Source organism: Rhodococcoides fascians NBRC 12155 = LMG 3623, assembly GCF_001894785.1.
GTDB classification, from domain to species: Bacteria; Actinomycetota; Actinomycetes; order Mycobacteriales; family Mycobacteriaceae; genus Rhodococcoides; species Rhodococcoides fascians.
Genome location: NZ_BCWW01000003.1, coordinates 583727 through 606651 on the forward strand (window position 1 = coordinate 583727; position 22925 = coordinate 606651).

The 22925-nt window shown below is 64.8% G+C and carries 22 protein-coding genes; 11 read left to right on the forward strand and 11 right to left on the reverse strand.

Annotated elements, in window-relative coordinates:
* Window positions 1–28 precede the first annotated feature (28 nt).
* Complete coding sequence (locus tag RFA01S_RS10530) at window positions 29–538, reverse strand: dihydrofolate reductase (RefSeq protein WP_032407605.1); 510 nt, start codon at window positions 536–538, stop codon at window positions 29–31.
* On the reverse strand, window positions 535–1335 hold the full coding sequence (locus tag RFA01S_RS10535) for a thymidylate synthase (RefSeq protein ID WP_027495989.1): 801 nt from the start codon (window positions 1333–1335) through the stop codon (window positions 535–537). The genes RFA01S_RS10530 and RFA01S_RS10535 overlap by 4 nt, the downstream gene beginning before the upstream one ends.
* Window positions 1336–1364: 29 nt before the next feature.
* Here RFA01S_RS10535 and RFA01S_RS10540 point away from each other — a divergent pair, with 29 nt between their 5' ends.
* Window positions 1365–2231, forward strand: a complete 867-nt coding sequence (locus RFA01S_RS10540; RefSeq protein ID WP_027495990.1) for a DNA-formamidopyrimidine glycosylase family protein — start codon at window positions 1365–1367, stop codon at window positions 2229–2231.
* Here RFA01S_RS10540 and RFA01S_RS10545 read toward each other — a convergent pair.
* Entirely contained in the window at window positions 2224–3768 is a 1545-nt protein-coding gene (locus tag RFA01S_RS10545) for a carboxylesterase/lipase family protein (RefSeq protein WP_032385706.1), read from the reverse strand. The genes RFA01S_RS10540 and RFA01S_RS10545 overlap by 8 nt on opposite strands.
* A 74-nt stretch (window positions 3769–3842) precedes the next feature.
* On the opposite strand from RFA01S_RS10545, the gene RFA01S_RS10550 reads away from it, so the two are divergent.
* The 5 genes from RFA01S_RS10550 to RFA01S_RS10570 all read left to right on the forward strand — a co-directional run bounded on the left by RFA01S_RS10550 (window position 3843) and on the right by RFA01S_RS10570 (window position 9071).
* A complete protein-coding gene (locus RFA01S_RS10550; RefSeq protein WP_032407604.1) occupies window positions 3843–4403 on the forward strand; it encodes a molybdenum cofactor biosysynthesis protein in 561 nt (186 codons plus the stop codon).
* Between the two features lie 125 nt (window positions 4404–4528).
* The gene (locus RFA01S_RS10555; RefSeq protein ID WP_032407714.1) at window positions 4529–5920 is read left to right on the forward strand and encodes a GntP family permease; all 1392 of its coding nucleotides are present in this window, start codon (window positions 4529–4531) and stop codon (window positions 5918–5920) included.
* A gap of 29 nt (window positions 5921–5949) precedes the next feature.
* Window positions 5950–7161 (forward strand): CaiB/BaiF CoA transferase family protein, encoded by a 1212-nt coding sequence (locus RFA01S_RS10560; RefSeq protein ID WP_094650547.1) that lies wholly within the window; start codon window positions 5950–5952, stop codon window positions 7159–7161.
* Window positions 7162–8085, forward strand: coding sequence for a hydroxymethylglutaryl-CoA lyase-like TIM-barrel protein (locus RFA01S_RS10565; protein WP_032407603.1), 924 nt, complete (start codon window positions 7162–7164; stop codon window positions 8083–8085).
* Window positions 8082–9071 (forward strand): 2-hydroxyacid dehydrogenase, encoded by a 990-nt coding sequence (locus RFA01S_RS10570; protein WP_032407602.1) that lies wholly within the window; start codon window positions 8082–8084, stop codon window positions 9069–9071. Before RFA01S_RS10565 ends, RFA01S_RS10570 begins: the two co-directional genes overlap by 4 nt.
* Here RFA01S_RS10570 and RFA01S_RS10575 read toward each other — a convergent pair.
* Window positions 9059–9832 (reverse strand): IclR family transcriptional regulator, encoded by a 774-nt coding sequence (locus RFA01S_RS10575; protein ID WP_228139160.1) that lies wholly within the window; start codon window positions 9830–9832, stop codon window positions 9059–9061. The two genes, RFA01S_RS10570 and RFA01S_RS10575, sit on opposite strands and share 13 nt — an antisense overlap.
* 90 nt (window positions 9833–9922) lie before the next feature.
* Between RFA01S_RS10575 and RFA01S_RS10580 the strand changes: the two genes are divergently transcribed.
* Window positions 9923–11329, forward strand: coding sequence for an APC family permease (locus tag RFA01S_RS10580; protein ID WP_032407601.1), 1407 nt, complete (start codon window positions 9923–9925; stop codon window positions 11327–11329).
* A gap of 5 nt (window positions 11330–11334) precedes the next feature.
* On the opposite strand, the gene RFA01S_RS10585 is transcribed toward RFA01S_RS10580, so the two are convergent.
* Window positions 11335–12765, reverse strand: a complete 1431-nt coding sequence (locus RFA01S_RS10585) for a dihydrolipoyl dehydrogenase family protein (protein WP_032407600.1) — start codon at window positions 12763–12765, stop codon at window positions 11335–11337.
* A gap of 29 nt (window positions 12766–12794) precedes the next feature.
* Here RFA01S_RS10585 and RFA01S_RS10590 point away from each other — a divergent pair, with 29 nt between their 5' ends.
* Entirely contained in the window at window positions 12795–13553 is a 759-nt protein-coding gene (locus tag RFA01S_RS10590) for an SDR family oxidoreductase (protein WP_032407599.1), read from the forward strand.
* 32 nt (window positions 13554–13585) lie between these two features.
* On the opposite strand, the gene RFA01S_RS10595 is transcribed toward RFA01S_RS10590, so the two are convergent.
* The 3 genes from RFA01S_RS10595 to RFA01S_RS10605 are packed head-to-tail and all read right to left on the reverse strand — an operon-like array spanning window position 13586 to window position 15865.
* A complete protein-coding gene (locus RFA01S_RS10595) occupies window positions 13586–13831 on the reverse strand; it encodes a DUF2630 family protein (RefSeq protein ID WP_027496002.1) in 246 nt (81 codons plus the stop codon).
* A 16-nt stretch (window positions 13832–13847) separates the two neighbouring features.
* Window positions 13848–15104: a hypothetical protein gene (locus tag RFA01S_RS10600; protein WP_052060766.1), complete on the reverse strand. Its 1257-nt coding sequence runs from the start codon at window positions 15102–15104 to the stop codon at window positions 13848–13850.
* A complete protein-coding gene (locus tag RFA01S_RS10605; protein WP_027496004.1) occupies window positions 15101–15865 on the reverse strand; it encodes a crotonase/enoyl-CoA hydratase family protein in 765 nt (254 codons plus the stop codon). The genes RFA01S_RS10600 and RFA01S_RS10605 overlap by 4 nt, the downstream gene beginning before the upstream one ends.
* A 60-nt stretch (window positions 15866–15925) precedes the next feature.
* On the opposite strand from RFA01S_RS10605, the gene RFA01S_RS10610 reads away from it, so the two are divergent.
* Window positions 15926–16528 (forward strand): TetR/AcrR family transcriptional regulator, encoded by a 603-nt coding sequence (locus tag RFA01S_RS10610; RefSeq protein ID WP_032407598.1) that lies wholly within the window; start codon window positions 15926–15928, stop codon window positions 16526–16528.
* Window positions 16515–18131: an acyl-CoA dehydrogenase family protein gene (locus RFA01S_RS10615; protein ID WP_032407597.1), complete on the forward strand. Its 1617-nt coding sequence runs from the start codon at window positions 16515–16517 to the stop codon at window positions 18129–18131. Before RFA01S_RS10610 ends, RFA01S_RS10615 begins: the two co-directional genes overlap by 14 nt.
* 65 nt (window positions 18132–18196) lie before the next feature.
* Here RFA01S_RS10615 and RFA01S_RS10620 read toward each other — a convergent pair whose 3' ends face one another.
* Both RFA01S_RS10620 and pgi read right to left on the reverse strand, forming a co-directional pair.
* Window positions 18197–19165, reverse strand: a complete 969-nt coding sequence (locus RFA01S_RS10620; protein ID WP_048319418.1) for a type IV toxin-antitoxin system AbiEi family antitoxin domain-containing protein — start codon at window positions 19163–19165, stop codon at window positions 18197–18199.
* Window positions 19166–19333: 168 nt separating this feature from the next.
* Complete coding sequence (gene pgi, locus RFA01S_RS10625; RefSeq protein ID WP_032407596.1) at window positions 19334–20983, reverse strand: glucose-6-phosphate isomerase; 1650 nt, start codon at window positions 20981–20983, stop codon at window positions 19334–19336.
* An 83-nt stretch (window positions 20984–21066) separates the two neighbouring features.
* On the opposite strand from pgi, the gene RFA01S_RS10630 reads away from it, so the two are divergent.
* Window positions 21067–22518, forward strand: a complete 1452-nt coding sequence (locus RFA01S_RS10630; protein WP_032407710.1) for an NAD-dependent succinate-semialdehyde dehydrogenase — start codon at window positions 21067–21069, stop codon at window positions 22516–22518.
* Window positions 22519–22562: 44 nt separating this feature from the next.
* Here RFA01S_RS10630 and RFA01S_RS10635 read toward each other — a convergent pair whose 3' ends face one another.
* Window positions 22563–22853, reverse strand: coding sequence for a chorismate mutase (locus RFA01S_RS10635; protein ID WP_027496010.1), 291 nt, complete (start codon window positions 22851–22853; stop codon window positions 22563–22565).
* Window positions 22854–22925 lie beyond the last annotated feature (72 nt).

Sequence of the window (22925 nt, forward strand, 5' to 3'; positions counted from 1 at the left end):
AGCCGCGATGGGGGAATCATGAACGCGCTCAAACAGTTTGGGTAGGCTTCCCGTACTCCACATATCTGAACTGCCTACCGTCCACTCTGCTGGTGAGCCAGTCGCCCGTCTTCTTGATCCAATCGCCTTCCACCGATGGCGCATCCGTATCGCCCGGTACCTCGACATCGATCTCGGTCACATGCAGGGTTGTGGCGAATCGCATTGCCGATCGGTAGATTTCACCGCCGCCGATGATCCACACGGTCTCGTCTTCGACCAGGGCCAGGGCTTCGTCCACCCCGCCGCATGTCTCGGCACCCGGCACCTCCAGCGAGCGGTTGCGAGTGACCACGATATTGCGTCGGCCCGGAAGCGGTCGAAATCTTTCGGGCAGAGACTCCCAGGTTTTGCGTCCCATGATGACCGGGTGGTTCATCGTCACGGCTTTGAACCGGGCCATGTCTTCCGGTACTTCCCACGGAATCCTGCCGGCTTCGCCGATTTTGAGGTTGGAACTCTGCGCCCAGATCAGGCCGACTTCTCTCGATGCACTCACACCGCTACCGGGGCCTTGATTGCAGGGTGGTGCTGATAGTCGACGATCTCGACGTCGTCGAAGGTGTAGTCGAAGATCGAATCCCGCTGTGCCAGTTTCAGAGTCGGGTAGGGGTACGCCTCGCGGGAGAGCTGCTCGGCAACCTGGTCGCGGTGGTTGTCGTAGATGTGGCAGTCGCCCCCGGTCCACACGAACTCGCCGACGTCGAGGCCGGTCTGTGCGGCGACCATGTGGGTGAGCAGTGCGTAGCTGGCGATGTTGAAGGGCACGCCGAGGAACATATCTGCGCTGCGTTGATACAACTGGCACGAGAGCTTGCCGTCGGCGACATAGAACTGGAAGAACGCATGGCACGGCGGCAGGGCCATCTGCGGGATTTCGCCGACGTTCCACGCCGAGACAATCATTCGCCGCGAATCCGGATCGGTCTTCAAGGTCTCGATGACCTGGCTGATCTGGTCGATGTGCTCGCCCGACGGGGTCGGCCACGAACGCCACTGCACTCCGTAGACGGGGCCGAGTTCGCCGTCCGGCGCTGCCCACTCGTCCCAGATGCTGACGCCGTGTTCCTGCAGCCACGTGACATTGGAGTCTCCGCGCAGAAACCACAGCAATTCGTAGACGATCGACTTGAGATGGACCTTCTTGGTGGTGATCAACGGGAAGCCCGCGGCCAGATCGAAGCGCATCTGATGCCCGAACACGCTGGTCGTCCCGGTTCCCGTCCGGTCGGATTTGGCTGTACCGGTGTCGAGGATGCGGCGCAGCAGATCTTCGTACGGAGTCGGAACCATCACGACGGCCATCGTAGCTGCATACTGGACGCATGCCGGAATTACCCGAGGTGGAGGCCCTTGCCGGCTTCTTGCGCGAGCATGCCGTCGGTGCCGTGATAGGCCGCATCGACATCGCGGCACTCAGTGTTCTCAAGACCTTCGATCCGCCGATCACCGATCTGCAGGGTCGCGACGTCACCGATGCCGCGCGGTTCGGAAAGCATCTGGCGCTGCAGGCGGGTGACCTGTGGCTGATCACCCACCTGTCGCGAGGGGGTTGGCTGCGATGGGTGGACAACCCCAGTGTTGCTCCGCCGAAACCGGGCAAGGGGCCGCTGGCGCTGCGGATCCACTTCTTTACTCCCGAGGGCGCGACGCCCGCCATCGACCTGACCGAAGCCGGTACCAAAAAACGATTGGCGGTCTGGGTGGTCCGTGATCCTCAGCAGGTTGCGAGCATCGCCCGGCTCGGGCCGGACGCGATGACGGTCACCGAGCTCGAATTCGCCGAGATACTGGGCAGCACCACAGCTCGTCTGAAGACCTCGTTGGTGGACCAATCGTTGCTCGCCGGAATCGGCAACGCCTACTCGGACGAGATTCTGCACGTCGCCAAGCTCTCGCCGTTCGCGTCGTCGAGCAAGCTCGACGCGGAATCCGTCGCGGTCCTCTATGCCGCGATGCGTTCGGTCCTGTCCGACGCGGTGGACCGCTCGGCCGGGCAGGATGCGGCGCGTCTGAAGGGGGAGAAGCGATCCGGCATGCGGGTGCACGCCAGAACCGGGCTGCCGTGCCCGGTCTGCGGAGATCCGGTGCGCGAGGTCGCCTACGTGGACCGCTCTTTTCAGTACTGCGCGACGTGCCAGACGGCCGGCAAGATTCTTGCCGACCGCCGGATGTCGCGGTTGCTCAAGTAGCGGGTTCGAGCGTCTGGCTGGCGTAGCCGCGATAGCCTTCCCACGCTTTGCGGCGATCGCTGCGCGGATCTTTCTGCACCCGAGTGCGCGTGTCGAAGATCAATGTCTTGCGCTCGGCTTCGTCGTATGCCGGCCACGATTCCAACGGCTTTCCGTTGGTGGCGAACGCAATCCAGTGTGACTGCACCTGCTCGGTGACCTCCGCGAACGACTTTCGTCCCCCTGTCGCGGTCAGAGCCTTGCCGAACAACGTCTCGTTGATGCCGAAGACGGCGAACAACTCGAACCCGTGGGTGGCGTCGAGGCCCAGCAACTTCATCGACCGAGGGGCGAAGTCGAAGCGATAGAAGTACGTCGGTGCGTGACGCGAATGTCCCTCGGCCACTTCGAGAGACGGCTTCCAGAACGTGAAATCCCCGCCGAAGTCGATGGCAGCCCGCTCGCTCGGGTATCCCCGGTATCCGCCGGTGACAACCGGTTCTGCCGCGGGATCGGTAAGGGAGAAGAGTTTGGAAATGCGTTCGGGGTTGGTGGGCAACGCATCCAGAAACTTCGGAAAAAGTGTTCCCTCACGGGCGTTGGTGCCGATGATCAGCGGCACATTGTGTGCGGTGCCGTTCGCGTACGCCTCGACCGGATCGACAGGAAGGAAATCGCCGTCGATCACCGGGCCGAAGGGGAGCAGGCCGGGAGTGCGGTGCAGCGTGGTGAGTCCGAGCTTGGTGCCTGCTCGGCCGAGTGCCAGTACCTCGGCGTTCTCCAGGGTTTCCACCGCGGTCTCGGCGGTGCCTCCGAGGTACCCGACGTACTCGCTCGCCCACTGGTCCGCACGATGCTTGGCGGTCGTCATGCCCGGTGCCGAGCTTTCGGCAATTGCCTGGGCGAAAAGGCCTTTCGCGGCGGGCACTGTCATCAGGGTGGTGACGGCATTGCCGCCTGCGGACTCGCCGAAGACGGTGACGTTGTCGGGATCTCCGCCGAACTCGGCGATGTTGCGCTTTACCCACTCCAATGCCGCCACCTGGTCGCGTAGTCCCAGGTTGGAATCGAACGGCCGCTCGGGGGTCGAGAATCGCGACATGTCGAGGTAGCCCAAAGCGCCGAGTCGGTAGTTGACCGACACGTAGATGATGCCGTCGCCGTCCTGCAGCGAGCGCCGGACCAGCGAACCTCCGCCGTACAGCGGGGTGGCCGACGTGCCGAGGGTGTACGCACCGCCGTGGATGAACACCATGACCGGTCTGGGTGTCGTGCTCGGCGTGCTCGGTGCCAGGACGTTGAGTGTCAGGCAATCCTCGCTCGACGGTTGGTACTTGCCGATTGCGAGCATCGTGCCCCGCTTGTGCTGAACGGATGCGTTGCCCCACTCGGTCGCGTCGCGCACGCCCTGCCACGGCTGGGTGGGTTGAGGTGCGCGAAACCGAAGCGGACCGACGGGAGGGGCGGCGTAGGGAATGCCCCGCCAGGTGGTGAGATTGCCGACCGGCTTTCCCTCGATCATGCCGTCCGTAGTGGTCACGCGTGTTTTCACAGCCATTTCGCGATACTACCGGGCGCTTCTTACCCGGTGGTAAGAACCGGCAGGGTCGGGTACCGGGCAGACTCGAAAGCATGCCTTTCGAGTATCGAGCCGAGATAGTGGAGCTGCTGCGAGCGCCCTCGCACGCGTACTTCGGGAGGTCCAAGGACGGCCCAGCCGAGGTGCCGACCGAATTGCCGGACAGCGTCGAGATCGTCGCCCACAAGGGCATCCGCGGCGATCGGTTCTTCGGGGTCAAGGCTCATACCGAGGCAGCGGTGAGCTTTCTGGCACTCGAAGCCTGGGACGCCGTCGGCGAGGTACTGGGCGTCGACGTTCCCGACCCGGCCGTGGCCAGACGGAACGTTGTGGTCCGCGGGTTGGAACTCGACCCACTGCGCGGACTGGAATTCGAGCTCGATTCCGGTGACGGCTGGATTCGCTTCCGGGGCGGCCGACCTGCCCATCCGTGCGCGTGGATGGACCGCATGGTGGTCGACGGCGCTCGCAAGGCACTGATCGGTCGCGGTGGATTGCGGGTCGAGCCGCTCTCGGACGGAATCCTGCGAGTCGGGCCGATGTCGGTGCGTTCCCCGGTCGAACTGGATGCCTCGCGAGCTGCGCTGTCGATTCGGCGCGCGCAGCCCATCTGACGCGAAGCCGGGGGTCGCTCTTGCTCACGAAGTAAATCTGTGCCCATAATGTGAGCAATGGTGCGACGCATCACACCGGCCCGTCATGCATGGCGGCGGTCACTCTCTGGTGGAAAGACCTACCGATGTCCGATTTGTGGATCGTGATCAACACCGTCGTCGCAGTACTGGCGGTGGTGGTCTTCATCGTTCGTTTCCATTTCAACCCGGTGATTTCGCTGGTGCTCGGGGCTGCGTACCTGGGCCTGGCGACCAAGCTGGGAGTGTCGACCACTGTCGACACGATCACCGGCGGATTCGGCGAGATCATGGCCGAGGTCGGATTGCTCATCGCGTTCGGCGTCCTGATGGGTTCGGTGCTGCAGGAGATGAGCGCCATCCAGCGTCTCGTCGGCACCTTGCTGAGAGCCTTCGGCCCCAAGCGGCTCCCGTACGCGCTGTCGCTGACCATCGCGACTCTGTTGCAGTCCATCTTCCTCGACGTGTTGCTCGTGATCTCCGCACCGCTCGCTCGCAACCTCGCCCCCAAGATCGGCAAGTACGGCACGGCGAGGATGGCCACGGCGCTGGCCATCGCCCTGGAGTGCGGCATCGTGTTCATGGTTCCCGGAGTCGCGACGCTCGCGCTGGCCGGATTGCTCGGCGTGCCGCTGGGCAAGATGATGATCTACGGACTGATCCTCATCGTTCCTGTCGTCGTGCTGTCGGTGGCCATCATGTCGTTCGTCTTCCGGCACGGTTGGTGGAACGAGGAGAAGGACGAGCAACAGATCACCGTAGTCACTGGGCCCGGGGGCCCGGAGCCTGTCGAAACCGACGACGAGCCACTCGAAGCCGGCGGCGGCGTGGCCCAGAAGGTGCGCACCGAGAAACAGACCTCGCTGCTGGTGTTGCTCTCGCCGTTGCTGCTCGCGCTCGTCCTGATCGCGATCGGTGCCGTTCTCGAAGTCGCCGAGATCTCGGTTCCGGTGGTCGAATTCATCGCCAGCCCGGTCATCGCGTTGCTCCTCGGACTGGTCGGGACGTGCCTCATCGGCCGTTACCACGTCGGTCAGGAGCGGGTGGAGAAAGCTCTCGCTCGTGGTTTCGCCGAGAGCGGTCAGATCCTCATCCTCACCGGTGTCGGCGGATCGCTCGCAGCCGTCATCAACGAGGCGGGTATCGGCGACATACTCGGCCAGTACTTCACGGCCAGTACCGCGGCACCACTGTTGATGGTGTGGGTCATCGCTGCCGCGTTGCACATCGCCGTCGGATCGGTGACGATCTCGGCCATCACCTCGGCCGGCATCCTCGCGCCTGTCGCGCCGCTGATCGGTCTCGACCCGGTGTTCATCGCGCTTGCCGCCGGTGCCGGATCACTGCTCGCCGTGCACGTCACCAGTAACACGTTCTGGCTGCTGCAGTCCTTGATGGGCCAGTCGACGAGGGGCACACTCAAGACGTGCTCGGTGGGCGTGTCGGTGGCATCGGTCATCGCCATCGCCTTGATCGTGCCGATGAGCTGGATCCTGTGACCTCTTCCGCGAATACCGAAAGGAACACAATGGCATTGCCGCTCAGTGGAGTTCGAGTTCTCGAACTTGGCAACTACATCGCCGCACCCACGGCGGCCAGGATGCTCGCCGATTTCGGTGCCGAGGTGATCAAGGTCGAAAGGCCGGGTACCGGCGACGAATTGCGCAATTGGCGGCTGTATTCCGGTACGACGTCGATGCTGTACCGCACGATCAACCGGAACAAGAAATCGATCGTGCTGGACTTGCGTACCGAACAAGGTCGCAAGGACGTCGTCGATCTCGCCGCCAAATGCGACATCGTGCTGGAGAACTTCCGGCCCGGCACGCTGGAGAAATGGGGCATCTCGCCCGAGGTGCTCAGTGCCGCCAATCCGGAGCTGATCATCACGCGTATCTCGGCATTCGGGCAAACCGGTCCGATGTCGCAGCGACCCGGATTTGCCGCTGTGGCAGAGGCGTACGGCGGTTTCCGCAACCTCGTCGGTGATCCGGACAGGCCGCCCGTGCGGGTCGGTGTGTCGATCGGTGACTCGATCGCCGGTCTCTATGCGGCGTTCGGATGTGTCATGGCGTTGTTCCAACGACAGACGCAGCGCGCAGCAGAGAAATCGGACCCGTTGTCGCTCGAACAGCGTTCCATCGATGTGGCCTTGAACGAATCCATCCTGTCGATGATGGAGTCTCTGATCCCGGATTATCTGGCGTACGGCGTCGAACGCGAACGGACGGGCGGCCGGATGGAGGGCATCGCGCCCTCGAATGCGTACCCGTGCAACGACGGTCACTCGATCATCATCGCCGGTAATGGCGACGCCATCTTCCAGCGTTACATGGAGACCATCGACCGACCCGATCTGGGAGCCGATCCGGACCTGGCGACCAACGCCGGCCGGTGGCGTCGCCGGGACGAGCTGGACGCCGCGATCTCGGCTTGGACCGGATTGCGTTCGCGCGCCGAGGCATTGAAGATACTCGATGCCGCGGGGGTGCCGTCGGGTCCGATCTACACCGCTGCGGACATCGTCGCCGACGAACAGTACGCGGCCCGCAACATGATTCAGCACTTTCCGGTCGACACCGGCCAGGGAGAGCCCACCGACGTCGGGTTCGTCGGAGTTGTCCCGGTGATCGGTGATGCATCCCTGCCGATCCGTTCGGTCGGGCCGGATCTGGGCGAGCACACCAGAGAAGTACTGTCGACGCTGCTCGGCCGGACCGACGAAGAGATGGGCCTGTAGATGTACCGTTTCACCCCCACCACGGAGCTACGCGACGTCACGATGCGCGACGGACTGCAGCTCACCGGCAAGATGCTCTCCACCGAACGCAAACTCGAGATCGTCAGGGCCCTCATCGAACTCGGCGTGCCGGCCCTCGAGATCGGTTCGATGGCACGCGGCGACAAAGTGCCGCCCATGGCCAACACCCTCGAGGTCATCGGCGAGCTGACCGCCGAGGAACTCGAGCGATGCTGGGTGTGGGTCGCCACTCCACGCCACGTCGAGAAGGCCGCTGCTGCAGGCGCTCGCAACTTCCAGTACTGCTTTTCCGCGTCGGACTCGCACAACCAGGCCAACATCGGGCGCACCACCGAGGTATCGCTGGCCGCGATGCCCGATGCCGTCGACATCACACGCTCGGTGGGCGGACAGATCGAGCTGTGTATCGCAACGTCGTTCACCTGTCCTTTCGAGGGACAGGTACCGCCGGATCGGGTCATCGAGATCGCCAACGACGAACGAGCCACGGGCGCAACGGATATTGTCATCTGCGACACCCTCGGACAGGCGGTGCCGGTTCAGGTGTCGTCGCTGATCTCACGGGTACGCGCGGAAACTCCGGACCGCCGGGTGGTGTTCCACGGTCACGACACGTGGGGTCTGGGCGTCGCGAACACTCTGGCCGCCATCGCGGCCGGAGCCGCGATGGTCGACGGTTCGCTCGGCGGACTGGGCGGCTGCCCCTTCGCCCCCGGTGCCAGTGGCAACACCTCGTCCGAGGACATTCTCTTCGCGACGAGGCCGGACTGGTTCGAGCCGAAGACGCTGGCACGCATGGTCTCTCTGTCGGAGGGCCTGCTGGCCGAACTGGAGGAGCCCATGCGATCGAAAACCGTGCAGGGTGCCAGGTCCGAGGCGCACGTGTTCGAGTGGGTCGTATGAGCCGCATTCTCGTCACGTCGGAAATCCCGGCTCCCGGCATGGACATTCTGCGGGCCGCCGGCGAGGTCGACCTCCGCTCGTTGGACTACGAGCAGTTGGTCGAGGCATGCGCTTCGGGGGACTACTCCGTCGTGGTCTCCCAGCTACGCGACCGGTTCGATGCGAAGCTGCTGGCCTCGGCATCACTCGTCGGGATATCCAACTACGCCGTCGGATTCGACAACATCGACATCTCGGCCGCCACACGCCACGGAATCACCGCCGCGAACACTCCAGGTGTGCTGACGGATTCGACCGCAGACATCGCGATGCTCCTCATTCTGTCCACGGCCCGCCGCGCGGTCGAGGCCGATGCCTTCGTTCGGTCCGGATCCTTCACCGGGTGGGAGCCCGAACTGCTGCTGGGCAGCGATGTCTCGGGCCGTGTGCTCGGCCTTGCCGGTTTCGGCCGGATCGCGCGGGCCACCGCTCGGCGGGCACTGGGTTTCGGCATGACGGTGAAGTTCTGCCCCCGGCCGCCCGGCTACCGCGAGGTCTCCGACGACGAACTCGGTGAGTTCGCCGGCCGCGTCGAACATGCGGCGTGGGACGAGATCGTCGCAACGAGTGACTTTCTGTCGCTGCACGTCCCGTTGTCGGACTCCACCCGGCATCTGGTCGATGCTGCCGTGTTCGAGGCCATGAAGCCGTCGGCGATTCTGATCAATACCGCGCGTGGGCCGGTGGTCGACGAGGCAGCGCTGGTGGTTGCTCTACGTGAGAAATCGATCGCAGCAGCAGGATTGGACGTCTACGAACGCGAACCTGCGCTCGAGCCGGGCCTGGCCGAACTGTCCAATACCATGCTCCTGCCGCACGTGGGCAGCGCGACGGTCTCGGTGCGCTCGGAGATGGCGCGCCTGTGCGCCACCAATGCCGTGGCGATGCTGCGCGGTGAGCTCCCGCCGCACCCGGTCAATCCCGAGGCCTGGGGTCAGGCGGGGTAGCGGCCGCCGAGGGTCCGGGTGATCTGTTCGGCATGCGAGATCAGCAGGTCCACCCAGGCCTCGCACTGCGACTGCGGCATCCGTAATGTCGGGCCGCTGATGGTGACGGCACCGACGATGTCCGAGGCCGAATCGAACACCGGAGCGGACAGCCCCGATGCGCCGGTTTCGCGCTCACCGGTGGTGATCGCGTAGCCGTCGGACCTTGTCTGCGCCAACAGTTCCCGCATCGTCTCGGCCTCGGTCACCGTCTGCTCGGTCAACGATTCGAGTTCGCGGGACAGAACACGCTCGGCCAGTTCCGAGTCCCAGGCCAGTAGGACACGGCTGGCCGATCCTGCGCTGAGCGGAATGACCTTGCCGACGTACATGTCTCGTCGCAACGCATGCCGTGTCTCGGCAATGGCAACGCACACGCGGTAGTTCTGCTCGGGCCGAAAGAAGCACGCTGTCTCGGTCGTCAGATCGCGCATGTCCTTGAGGATCGGATTGACGACCGACAACACGTCGAGATCCTTGGTCGCGGTCGCGGCCCAGTACGCCATCCGCACCCCGATGCGGATGCGATCGCCGCCTCGATCCAGAAAGCCCTGTTGAACCAGGTTGGTGACCAGACGCTGCACCGTCGAGGTGGGCAGCCCGGTGCTCTGCTGAATCTCGCCCAGCGTCATGGCCGGGCGATCGAACGAGAACGCATCGAGAATCTCGGTGATCTTGCCCAGCACGAGAAGCGGCTGCTGCTTCGGCGAATTCTCGGTCACTCGACCAATCTACTCGGCAACGCGGGATGCGACCCGAGCGATCGCGTTCGGTGTCAGCATTGTGCTCCCAGTACGGGTAGCGTCCCAACGATGTCCGAGCGACGTACTCTGACCACCGGGCGAGTGGTATTTCTGGTGGTTGCTGCCGCAGCACCGATGGCGGCCATGATCGGTAATGTGCCACTGGCATTGATTCGCGGAAACGGGGCTGGGTTGCCTGCCGCGTACGCGATCAGTTCCGTTGTGCTGCTCTGCTTCTCGGTGGGGTTCGCGGCGATCGCGCAGCAGGTCTACAGTACCGGTGCGTTCTACACCTACATCGGTCTCGCGTTGGGTAAACCGCCCGGAATTGCTGCCGCATATGTCGCAGTTGTCGCGTATACGTCACTTGCGTGCGGGCTTTCGGGAGCATTCGGCTATTTCACCCATCTGGTCTTCGCCGATTCGGGCATCGATATTCCGTGGTACGTCTTCACCGGCGTTGCCGTGGTGATCGTGGCAATTCTCGGGTTCCGAAATGCCGACCTCTCCGCCAAGGTCTTGGGGACACTGATGGTGCTGGAGTTCGCTTTTCTGGTGGTGTTCGACGGCTTGGTCGTCGGGCAGAAGGGCGCTGCCGCAGTGCCACTGGAGTCGTTCACACCCACTCAGGTGTTCTCCGGTTCGCTCGGTATCGCCATGATGTTCGCCTTCTCGAGCTTCATCGGGTTCGAATCCGCAGCGTTGTACGGGGAGGAGACCAAGGACCCGCGGCGGAGCATCCCGCGTGCGACGTTCATTGCGGTGTCGATCATCGCGGTCTTCTACGTCACGACGAGCTGGATCGTCGTCGGTGCGGCAGGCGGTGTCGACGCTCCGGCGCTGGCCCAGACCGAACTGGGCAACCTACTGTTCACGCTGGCGCGCGAGTACGGCGGAACCGTGCTGTACGACGGCACCGCAGTGCTGCTGTGCACCAGCGTGCTCGCGTCGTATCTTGCGGTGCACAACGCCGCCAGTCGTTATCTGTTCGCGCTGGGGCGTGAGCGTGTACTTCCGGTGTGGCTCGGCCGAATTCACCCGCGGCACGCGAGCCCGCATATCGGTAGCATCACTGCATCGGTGGTGGCAGCGGTATCGCTGACGGGCTTCGCGGTGGCCGGTGCCGACCCCTACCTGAGCTATGCGGCCGGTGCCATCGGCCTCGGCACTCTGGGTGTCATCGCGCTGCAGGCCGCCGCGGCACTGTCGGTGGTCGTGTTCTTCATCGGCCATCCCGATCGATCCGTGTGGCGCACCGCGATTGCCCCGGGCATCGGATTTCTCGGGTTCACAATTGGATTGATCCTCGCCGGAACGCATTACAGCGTGCTCACCGGATCCGATTCTGCCGTCGTCAACGCGGTACCGGTGGTGCTGATCCTCGCAGCGATCCTCGGGGTCCTGGTGGCTCTACGCCTGAGGCGAACCAACCCGACAACTTACGCAGGCATAGCTGCGGCATATGCGCGGAGCTGAACCTGTCACCGGCGCGATTCGAGTAGTCGGAGCCAGATTTCGCTGACCGTCGGGTACGACGGCACCGCATGCCACAGATCGTCGAGCGATACCTTCCCGACCACGGCAACGGTGGCCGCGTGCACCAATTCCGCCACCCCCGGCCCGACGAAGGTCGCCCCGACGAGAGTGTCGGTGGCCCTGTCGATCACCAACTGCGCACGACCCGAGTAATCGTCCTGATGTAGGGAGGAACCCGCGACGGCGATGTCCTGGGCCGCGATCTCGACGTCGATACCGGCTTCGCGCGCCTTGGCCTCGGTGAGCCCGACCGAGGCGACCTCGAGGGGCGTGAACGCGACCTGGGGAATCTGTCCGTGGTCGGCGGTGGCGCGAAACTTCTTGTGATCGAGCGGCTTTCCCTCGGCCCGGGCGGCGATGACGTCACCGGCCACCCGTCCCTGATACTTACCCATGTGCGTCAACGGTGCCCGGCCGTTGAGATCGCCGACGGCATAGAGCCAGTCGTGGTCCCCCACAGTGAGGTGGTCGTCGACGTCGACGTATCTGCCGTCGGGAAGACCGACGGAGGACAGTCCCAGATCCGAGCTCGCCGGGGAGCGGCCCGCCGCGACCAGCACCTCGTCCACGACGAGGTCCTCGCCGCCGACCGTGAGAGTGACCGGACCACCGTGGATTCGGCCGACGCCGGTGTCGGCGGGATCTTGCCGCGACACGGCCGTCAGGGACGCGTCGAGCATGATCGTTGCGCCGCGTTGTTTCAGTGCGTCGGCGACGAGCTGCCCGGCGAACGGCTCGGAGCCGGCCAGCAGGGACGAGCCGCGCACGATCATCGTGACTTTCGCCCCCAGGGACAGCAGCCACGTCGCTGCCTCGCTCGCCACGACACCGCCGCCGATGATGGCCACGTGGCCGGGGGTCTCGTGAATGTTCGTGGCGTCGCGGGAGATCCACGGTCGGGCATCGCGAAGGCCAGGCGTGTTCGGCACCGACGCGGTGGTGCCGGTGGCCAGCACCACCGCATGCCGAGCTGTGAGCGTTCTGCCGTCGACCTCGACGGTCTTGACCCCGCTGAGCCGTCCGTGGCCACGGATCACCGAGATGCCCGCGGACTCGGCCCACGACACCTGCGACGAGTCGTCGAGGCCGTGGGTGAAGGATTCGCGTCGGGCCAGTACGGCGTCGGCGTCGAGGGGCTGATCGCCGACCAGTTCTTTCACACCCGGCATGTTTCGGGCGGTATCGAGCACCTCGCTCGGCCGCAGGAGCGCCTTGCTGGGCATGCATGCCCAGTACGAGCATTCGCCGCCGACGAGTTCGTGTTCGACGATGGCGGCGGTGCGGCTGCTGCCTTGTATCGCGTACTGCGCGGCATTCTCACCGACGGGTCCTCCGCCGATGACGATCACATCGAATTCCGAGCTCTCTGGGGCCATTGCTCCACAGTGACATAGGCTCCCCGCTTATGGCGACCACTCGGAGCAAGATTCTGATCACCGGCGGGAGTTCAGGACTCGGTGAGGAGATGGCGCGCCGCTTCGCAGCCATGGGCCGTGATCTCGCGCTCTGTGCGCGACGGGTCGAGCGGCTCGACGAGCTTCGTTCCGAACTGATGACGCAGCATCCTGGGATCACCGTGGCGGTGCGCGCCCTCGACGTCACCGATCACGATGCCGTGGTGACGGTGTTCGGCGAACTGCGCGACGAGTTGGGCGGCCTGGATCGAGTTGTCGTCAATGCCGGACTCGGCAAGGGTGCGAAAATCGGATCCGGTCGCGCGGACGCCAATCTGCAGACCGCACGCACCAATTTCGTCGGTGCGCTGTCGCAGGCCGAGGCTGCGTTGGCGATATTCCGGGCCCAGAAACACGGACACCTGGTATTCGTCTCGTCCATCAGCGCCGATCGAGGTCTGCCCGGTGCCAAGGCGACCTACTCGGCCAGCAAAGCGGCGGTGGCCTCTCTGGGAGAATCGTTGGCCACCGAGTTGGCTCGAACCGACATCGTCGTCACGACGCTGCTGCCGGGCTTCATCGCCACCGACATGTCGGCCGGCGCAGGCGACAGTGCTGCTCTCACAGCCACTCTGGACGAAGGTGTCACCGCGATGGTCCGTGCCATCGAGAGCGAAACGCGCCGCGCCGCGCTGCCCGGCCTGAAATGGCGAGGCATCGACGCGGCGCTGCGGTTCCTGCCGAACGTGCTGACGGATCGAATGGTCTGAGCGCAGGAGTGGAGCCTGCGGAATGACCGGAACTACTGCAGGTATCCCTCGACCTGGTTGACGCTGTTGGCCGTCGCGGAGTCGGGGTCCTTGCCTGCGTCGATGCGTGCGCGGCGCTGCCGGAGCAGGTCCCAGCACTGATCGAGAGCGTGTTCGAGTGACGCGAGCTGCGCCTTCTCGGTGTCGGGGTCGATCTCCCCGGCCTGGGTGTCGGTGCGCAGCTTGTGCTCGGTGGCGATCAGCTGCTGAATCTTGGTGTGGATATCGTGCTCGTTCATGGCTGCAACGGTAGACCTACCAGGGTGTACCGGCCAGGTTTCGCCGCGCCAGAGCGCGGTGCACCGCTGCAGTGAGCTCTGCCGCCGATCCGACCAGCGCGTCGTCGGTGCACACCAGGGAGAGTGTGTAGCGCCCGTCCATCCGGGACAGGTAGGTCGACAGCCTGATCGTCGACAGCGGGATCGGTCCCGTCGGCGCGGGGTGGATCGCGCGGGTGGCCAGACCGCAGGATCGATGCGGCCCGAGGGTCGTCAGCGCATGCGGAATGTCGCCGATGTTGGAGCACAACACTTCTCCGCGCCCCGGCGTCGAGGTCAACTTCGCCGCAAGGCGGTGGGGGAGCAGTTGGACAACCTCGGGCGGGTACCCCGCGGGCGCTCCGACGGGCGCGGCGAAGGCAGCTTTGCACGCCGCGCGCACTGCCGCCGGTGAATCGTCTCCGCGAACGTCGACGGTGGCCATCCCGATCGAGTTCGCGTCGCCGGATCCGGTGCGGAAGGGGATGTCGACGGTCACCGTGGGTGAGCCGAGTTCTGCCATGGTCGCGGCGACGACGCACACGAACAACGAATTGGGTGAGCCACCACCGAGCTCGGCAGCCGAATCCCACCACGCTGCATCGACGTCCACGACCACCGAGAAAGCCCGTCGAACACGGTGGGGGCGAGTGCGATTCGAGTCGGATGCCGTGAACGCGCGCAGCTCGGCCCGAGCCTTCGCGCTCACCCACAGTCGAGCGGTCGCGACGATCGACCGCACGAGCACGGTGACGATCATGCGCAGAGCGTCCGCTGCGTCCGAACCGGGGGAGGCGATCGGTTCGTTTTCTACCGAGCCTGAAAACGACTGTGCGGCAGCGTCGATGAGGCCACGGGCATCGGCGAGCGCATGCGAGCACACCAGCGATACGACGGTACCGCCGTCAGCCAGCGGAGCTGCCGTCAACCGCCAGCCCGGTCCGTATTGCGGATCCAACTGCACATCGGCCTGGTGGTCGGCCCACTCGATGGCGTCGTCGACCGGCTCGGAGGCGACCGTCAGCGGCAGCGAGGTGGAACAGACGTCCCATCGGAGCCGGGCACCGGGGATGCGAGGCACGCCGACCTGCCGACCCAGCTGCCCACGTGCGAGCGCAGCGTGTACCCGATCGAGTTCGTCCTGGGTCACCGACTCGGCAGTACGCCAAATGCCCTGCAGTGCAATCGGTGTGCCGTACCCGCGGTGTGTGCGGAGAAAGATCTCGTCGATCACCGACAGGCGGGTCGAGATCACGGACTGGGGGTACCGTGTCGCCCCGCGCCCGAGGCGAACCGACTCGCTCCGGTGAGCGCGTCGGCGGTGATCGAGATGGCACCGTGCCGAAACTCGTTCTTCAGCGCGGCTTCCTCGTCGAGGCCGTCTTGCTCGAGGACGGACAGCCGATCCTCGCGCATGCAGGTCTGGGGCAGCAATGCCAGTTCGGCGGCCAGCGCCTCGGCCTCGGATCGGGCACGGCCGACCGGAACCACCCGGGTGATCAGGCCGATGTCCAACGCCTCCTGGGCGGCCACGGCGCGTCCGGTGAGAATCATGTCCATCGCTCGTCCGGTGCCGATGATGCGCGGCAATCGCACTGTGCCGCCGTCGATCAGAGGCACGCCCCAGCGCCGACAGAACACGCCGAACGTGGCGTCGTCCTCCGCGATGCGTAGGTCGCACCACAGGGCGAGTTCGAGCCCACCCGCGACGGCGTACCCTGACACCGCGGCGATGACGGGCTTGGACAACCGCATTCGCGTCGGGCCCATCGGACCGTCGCCGTGTTCGGTCGCGTGGTTCGACCTGGGTGTGCCGAGCGCCTTCAGATCGGCACCCGAGCAGAAGGTCCCGCCTTCGCCCCACAACACGGCAACCGACGCGGATTCGTCGGCGTCGAATTCCTCGAAGGCCTGAGTGAGTTCCTGAGCAGTGGGCCCGTCGACGGCATTGCGTGCCTCCGGGCGTGAGAGGACCACGGTGGTGACGGGGCCTGATCGTTCGATCCGTACCGGCATGGTTACGAACCTACTCGAGTCCCCTTGCGTGAAGCACTGAATCAGTGCTTCAATCCTTCAATGCCCTACCGGCGAACACCCGCAGTGCAGGCCCGGCTCGATGCCGGCCGAACGAAACTGCTTGCTGCCGCCGTCGAGGTCCTGTCCACCAAGGGATACGCGGGCCTGTCGGTGGCCTCGGTCGCCGCGGCCGCAGGCGTGTCCGCGGGCAGCGTCTACACGCACTTCGACGGCAAGTCCGACCTGGTCGTCGAGATCTTCCGGCAGGTCTGCACCCGAGAAGTGGCTGCGGTGGTCGCCGTCGCCGCACAGGGCAGCACATCCGAGCGAGTCGCCGCTGTGGTCCAGACCTTCGCTGGGCGGGCCCTGAAGAACCGCACGATGGCCTACGCGCTGCTCGCCGAACCGGTCGATCCAGCAGTGGACGCCGAGCGGTTGGTGTTCCGGCGCAAATTCACTGCTGCGTTCTCCGACGCGATCGTGGCAGGAATCGCGGCCGGGGAAATTCCCGATCAGGACGCGGCGATCTCGGCCGCCGGGCTCGTGGGTGCCGTCGGCGAAGTGCTGGTCGGTCCGTTGTCCTCGCACGAGTCCGTGGACGTGGTCCCCGGTCTCGTCGCTTATTCGTTGCGTGCGTTAGGAGTTCGAGATGAACACACATGAGGTCTTCAATCAGGCGACCGACCTGACGCCCTACGACGTGTCCGACGACGCCTCGCTGCTGGACGGTCTCGACCGAGCCGGCGGCGGCTGGGCGCGCGAGGAGGTGCGTCAACTGGGCGCTCTCGCAGGCGGAGTCGAGGCCCAGGAGTGGGGCAGGCTCGCGAACGAGAACCCACCGGTGCTCAGGACTCACGATCGGTACGGCCATCGCGTCGACGAGGTCGAATTCCACCCGCACTGGCACGATCTGATGACCGTCGCGGTGCAGCACGGACTGCACGCCAGCCCGTGGACGGACGACCGAGTGGGTGCGCACGTGGCCCGCGCCGCGAAATTCTACGTATGGGGACAGGCCGAAGCAGGCCACATGTGCCCGATCTCGATGACCTACGCCGTCGTACCGGCGTTGCGGCACAACCCCTCTCTCGCCGCGCAGTTCGAGCCTCTGCTCGCGTCCCGGGAGTACGACTTCGGGCTGCGCGAACCGTCGAGCAAACGCGGATTGATCGCCGGTATGTCGATGACGGAAAAGCAAGGCGGCTCGGACGTTCGCGCCAACACCACCACGGCCACCCCGTCGTCGGACGGAACCTATTCGATCGTCGGCCACAAGTGGTTCACCTCTGCGCCGATGTCGGACATGTTCCTCACCTTGGCCCAGGCACCGGGCGGGCTCTCGTGCTTCATGTTGCCGCGGGTGCTGCCCGACGGCACCCGTAACCGAATGATGCTGCAGCGCTTGAAGGACAAGCTCGGCAACAAATCCAACGCCTCGGGAGAACTGGAATACGACGGTGCGACCGGCTGGCTCGTCGGCGAGGAGGGCCGCGGGGTGCGCACCATCATCGAGATGGTGAACATGACCAGATTGGACTGCGTCATCGGCTCTGCTGCCGGTATCCGCAATGCCACCGTCCGCGCGGTGCATCACGCACGTCACCGAGCTGCCTTCGGTGCGCAACTGATCGATCAGCCTCTGATGCGAAACGTGTTGACAGACTTGACCATCGAATCCGAGGCCGCCACCGCCGCCATGATTCGTCTGGCGCAGGCCACCGACGGTTCCGCCCGCGGCGACGAGCAGGAGAGCGCCCTACGCCGAATTGCGTTGGCCGTCACCAAGTACTGGGTGTGCAAACGAGCGCCGGCCCACGCCGCCGAAGCACTCGAATGCCTCGGCGGCAACGGCTACGTCGAAGAATCGGGCATGCCGCGGTTGTTCCGTGAATCGCCGCTGATGTCGATTTGGGAAGGGTCGGGCAACGTCGCAGCCCTCGACTCGCTGCGTGCACTCGCGCGTCAACCCGACAGCGTCGAGGCCTTCTTCGGTGAGATCGGCAAGGCGTCGGGCGTGGACTCTCGCCTCGACGACGCCATCGCCCGCGTCGGGAAAGAACTCTCCGACACCTCCGACATGGAATATCGCGCCCGACGCGTCGTCGAACTGATGGCACTGACCTTCCAGGGCGCGCAACTGGTGATGCACGGAAACCCCGCAGTGGCCGACGCCTTCTGCGCGAGCCGACTCGACCGAGACTGGGGCATTGCTTTCGGCACCCTGCCCGTCGGAGTCGATACCTCAGCTGTGTTGGCGCGGGTGTGACGATTTGGCTCGTGTCCTGCGGATCAGCTCCCCACATTCGTAAATGTGACGCCGATCGGAGTCGGTTATCCGAAACTGGGGAGCTGATCCGCCGCCATCCGCTGGTCGCCGAACCATCCGCGGGGTGCCGGTAGCGCAGCTGCGCGGGCGAAGGCCTGCTCGAAGCGGCGAAGCAGTGCTCGGGGATCGTCGAGTTCACGCCAGTTCCACCGCACGATGACCCAACCCAGTTCGCGAAGTCGGTCCTCGCGATACTTCTCATCCAACAGAACGCGTTTCGAGTCGTACTTCGATTCGCCGTCGAATTCGCCGATGACACCCAGCTCCCAGAACAGGAAGTCGACTCTTCCCACGAAGCGGCCGGCTCCGTCGTGCACCCATTGGTTGAGCAGAGGTGTGGGGAGCGGGAGGGTTTCGAACAGCACTCGGCTGCGCGATTCGCCGACGCTCTCACTACGCCCGTTCATCAGAGACACCGCGCGTCGGGCGGCTGCGATGCCGGTTCGGAATCGTGCGGATTCGACCGCGTGGGCCAGCGCGTCCGAGTCCGTGTGGCCGGATCTCAGTGCACTGTCGCCGACGCATACCGATCGATCCACACTGCTGGTTCGAGCGATGTCCACGACCGTTCGAGCCGCGGTGGTGACCGGGTACCCGTTGACGGTTGTGCGTTCGGCGGGGTTCAATGTAGTCCCGTGGAGAATTCGGAGCGGGCGACGCTTGCTCGCGTAATCGATACCGTGTGTCATGTGCACCTTGTCGAGCGGCAGCTGCCAGACGTCGAAGCCCCAGGCGATGGCCGCCGAGACGTGGCTGAGCACTTCGTCCGCCGGTGCGGACATCAGATACGACCGCGCCAGCAGGAAATGACGTTCGGTCGGGCTGGCCTCGTCCATCAGCGTGGTAGGCACATAGAAGCCCGGTCGCAGTACCGACAATTCACCGGCGCGGCGCAGCCTTTTCAGGTCGTCGTCGGTCAACCCGAAGGTAAGTGCGTCAGCTCTGGTGAACAGGTCGGTGTGAGGTAGGTCCATGGATGCTTGGACGCGCCGACCGTCGATTCGGATCCTTATGCAGCGAAAAAGCTCCCCAGTTTCGAATATCCGACGCCGATCGGAGGCATAAATCCGAAACTGGGGAGCAGATCTGCGTCCCGGCCGGGCCCGACCGACCTCAGGCCGACCGACCTCAGGCCGACCGACCTACTTCGCGCGACCCCGCTGATCGCGGTACCAGCGCACCAGGGCGTCGGTGGATGAATCCGATTGCACGGCAGGGGCTTCGGCGTCGGTGAGTACCGGGGTCAGTTCGAGTGCCTGGGTCTTGCCGAGTTCGACGCCCCACTGGTCGTAGGAGTCGACTCCCCAGATGACGCCTTCGACGAAGACCTGGTGTTCGTACAGGGCGATCAATTGTCCGACGACGGATGGGGTCAGTTTGGGGGCGAGGATCGAGGTGGACGGTCGGTTGCCCGGCATCACCTTGTGCGGCACCACATCTGCCGGGGTGTCCTCGGCGGCGATTTCCTCGGCGGTCTTGCCGAAGGCGAGCACCTTGGTCTGTGCGAAGAAGTTGCTCATCAGCAGGTCGTGCATCGAGCCGGTGCCGTCGCGGGTGGGAAGATCGTCGGTGGGCTCGGCGAAACCGATGAAGTCCGCAGGCACCAAACGTGTTCCCTGGTGCAGCAATTGGTAGAAGGCATGCTGACCGTTGGTGCCCGGCTCGCCCCAGAAGATCTCGCCGGTGGAGGTGGTGACGGGGGAGCCGTCGGCCTTGACAGACTTGCCGTTGGACTCCATGGTCAACTGCTGCAGGTAGGCCGCGAAACGGGAGAGGTCGTTCGAATACGGCAGCACCGCACGGGTTTCCGCGCCGAAGAAGTTGCTGTACCACAGGCCGATGAGGCCGAGCAGAACCGGTGCGTTCTCGGCGAGCGGTGTCGACCGGAAGTGCTCGTCGATCCGATGGAAACCGTCGAGGAACTCGGCGAATGCCTCTTTGCCGACGACGGCCATGACCGACAGTCCGATTGCCGAGTCCACGGAATAGCGTCCGCCCACCCAGTCCCAGAAGCCGAACATGTTGTCGGTGTCGATGCCGAAGTCCGCGACGCGTTCGGCGTTGGTGGACACGGCGACGAAATGCTTGGCGACGGCGTCCTCACCGAGTGCGTCGACGAGCCAGCGCCGGGCCGCGGTGGCGTTGGTCAGCGTCTCGAGGGTGGAGAAGGTCTTGGAGGCGATGATGAACAGCGTCGACGCCGGGTCGAGTCCGTCGAGCGCGCCGACGAGATCGGCGGGGTCGACGTTGGAGACGAATTTCGCCGAGATCCCCGCGTCGGCGTAGTGACGGAGTGCGTTGTAGACCATGACCGGGCCCAGATCGGATCCACCGATACCGATGTTGACGACGGTGGAGATCTTCTCGCCCGTGGCACCGACCCATTCGCCCGAACGCACGCGATCGGTGAATTCGCCCATGGCCGTGAGGACTTCGTGCACATCGGCTACGACGTCCTGGCCGTCGACGGTCAACGACGCATCGGCGGGAAGGCGCAGCGCGGTGTGCAGAACAGCGCGATCCTCTGAGGTGTTGATGTGTTCGCCTGCGAACATGGCGTCGCGCTTGCCTTCGACGTCTGCGGTGCGGGCCAGTTCGATCAGCAGGGCGAGAGTCTCGCTGGTGACGCGATGCTTGCTGTAGTCGATGTGAAGATCCGCGGCGGCGAGGGTGAAGGTGCGCCCTCGGTCGGCGTCATCGGCGAACAGAGTTCGGAGATGAGTATCGGCAATCTCGGAGTGGTGATCGGTCAGTTTCTGCCAGGCATCCGTGCCGGTGATATCGACGCTCATACGAACCAACAGTAATCCGGTGCCGAGTCATGCGCGCGTCGTTTGTCGTTTGCATCGGGCACTGCGGAGGCATCATGGACGGTATGGACCAACGTGCATTGATCGAATCGATTCCGGCAAAACTGTGGATCGGCGGTAAGGCCGTCGACGCCGAGGGCGGTAAGACGTTCGCGGTGAACGATCCAGCTACAGGTAAGCCGTTGACCGACGTGGCCGACGCATCCCCGGCCGACGCGATGAAGGCCCTCGACGCGGCTGCTGCAGCGCAGAAGGGTTGGGCGGCAACACCTGCTCGTGAGCGCAGCGAGATCCTGCGGGCGGCGTTCGAGAAGGTCACCGAACGTGCCGACGACATCGCGCTGCTGATGACCCTGGAGATGGGCAAGGCCCTCGCGGAGTCGAAGGCCGAGGTGAAATACGGTGCGGAGTTCTTCCGGTGGTTCGCCGAGGAAGCGGTGCGCATCGGTGGTCGCTACACTCCGGCCCCGGCGGGCAACGGCCGCATTCTCGTGACAAAGGCTCCGGTCGGCCCGGTACTGGCGATCACGCCGTGGAACTTTCCGTTGGCGATGGGCACCAGGAAGATCGGCCCTGCCCTGGCCGCCGGCTGCACAATCGTGGTCAAGCCGGCACGAGAGACCCCGCTGACGATGCTGCTGCTCGCGCAGATCTTCGACGAGGTGGGTCTACCGGAGGGCGTGCTCTCCGTGCTGACGACGTCGAAGTCCGGCGACGTCACCGGGCCGCTGCTCGAAGACCCGAGGCTCCGCAAACTCACCTTCACCGGATCCACCGGCGTCGGTAAGTCGCTCGTCGAGAAGTCCGCGACGAGGTTGCTGCGGACGTCGATGGAACTCGGTGGCAATGCCCCGTTCGTCGTGTTCGACGACGCGAACATCGACGACGCGGTGGACGGCGCGATGCTGGCGAAGATGCGCAACGGCGGCGAGGCCTGCACGGCGGCGAACCGTCTGCACGTGCACAACAGCGTGCGTGAGGAATTCACCACCAAGTTGGTGGCGAAGATGTCCGAGATGAAGCTCGGACCCGGCGTCGACCCCGACACCAAGCTCGGACCGCTGATCAACGCAGACCAGCTCGAGACCGTGCAGGAGCTCGTCGACGATGCCGTGGAGAAGGGCGCGACGGTAGCGCTCGGCGGTAGCGCACCGGGTGGCGACGGCTACTTCTACCCGGCGACCGTGCTCACCGACATGCCGACGTCGGCCCGCATTCTGAAGGAAGAAGTGTTCGGCCCGGTGGCCCCGATCGTCGGATTCGACACCGAACAGGAAGGAATCGACGCAGCCAACGCCACCGAGTACGGATTGGCGTCGTACATCTACACCGAGAGCCTGGACCGTGCGCTCCGGGTGGCCGACGCGATCGACAGCGGCATGGTGGGTGTCAACCGCGGAGTGATCTCGGACGCGGCAGCACCGTTCGGTGGAGTCAAAGAATCCGGATTCGGCCGTGAGGGCGGATCCGAGGGAATCGAGGAATACCTCGAGACCAAGTACATCGCACTGAAGTAGAGCATCGGTTGGGCGTGCATCCTGCGCGCCCAACCGGGGTTCGATCAGTGGCCGAGGCGACCGCGGCCGAGGCGGAGCAGGAGCATGGCCAGCGTGTGGCCTTCCTGACCGAGGCTGCTGAAACGCTCGAGAACTTTCATCTCACGGCTGTGCACGAGGCGCGGGCCGCCGGACGCCATGCGGGTGCGTCCGATGATCTGCGAGACCTCGGAGCGACGCCGCACTGCCGCGAGAATCTCGGCGTCGAGACGATCGATCTCCTGACGCAGATCGTTGATCTCGGCTTCGCTGGAAGGCAATGCAGTCTCTGAATCGATCTTCGTCGTCATAGCCATCGTCTCTCCTCGGGTCACATCTTGGATCGTTGCGTCGTCCGGCACCGTTACGCCTTTCGTATTCGGAACTGC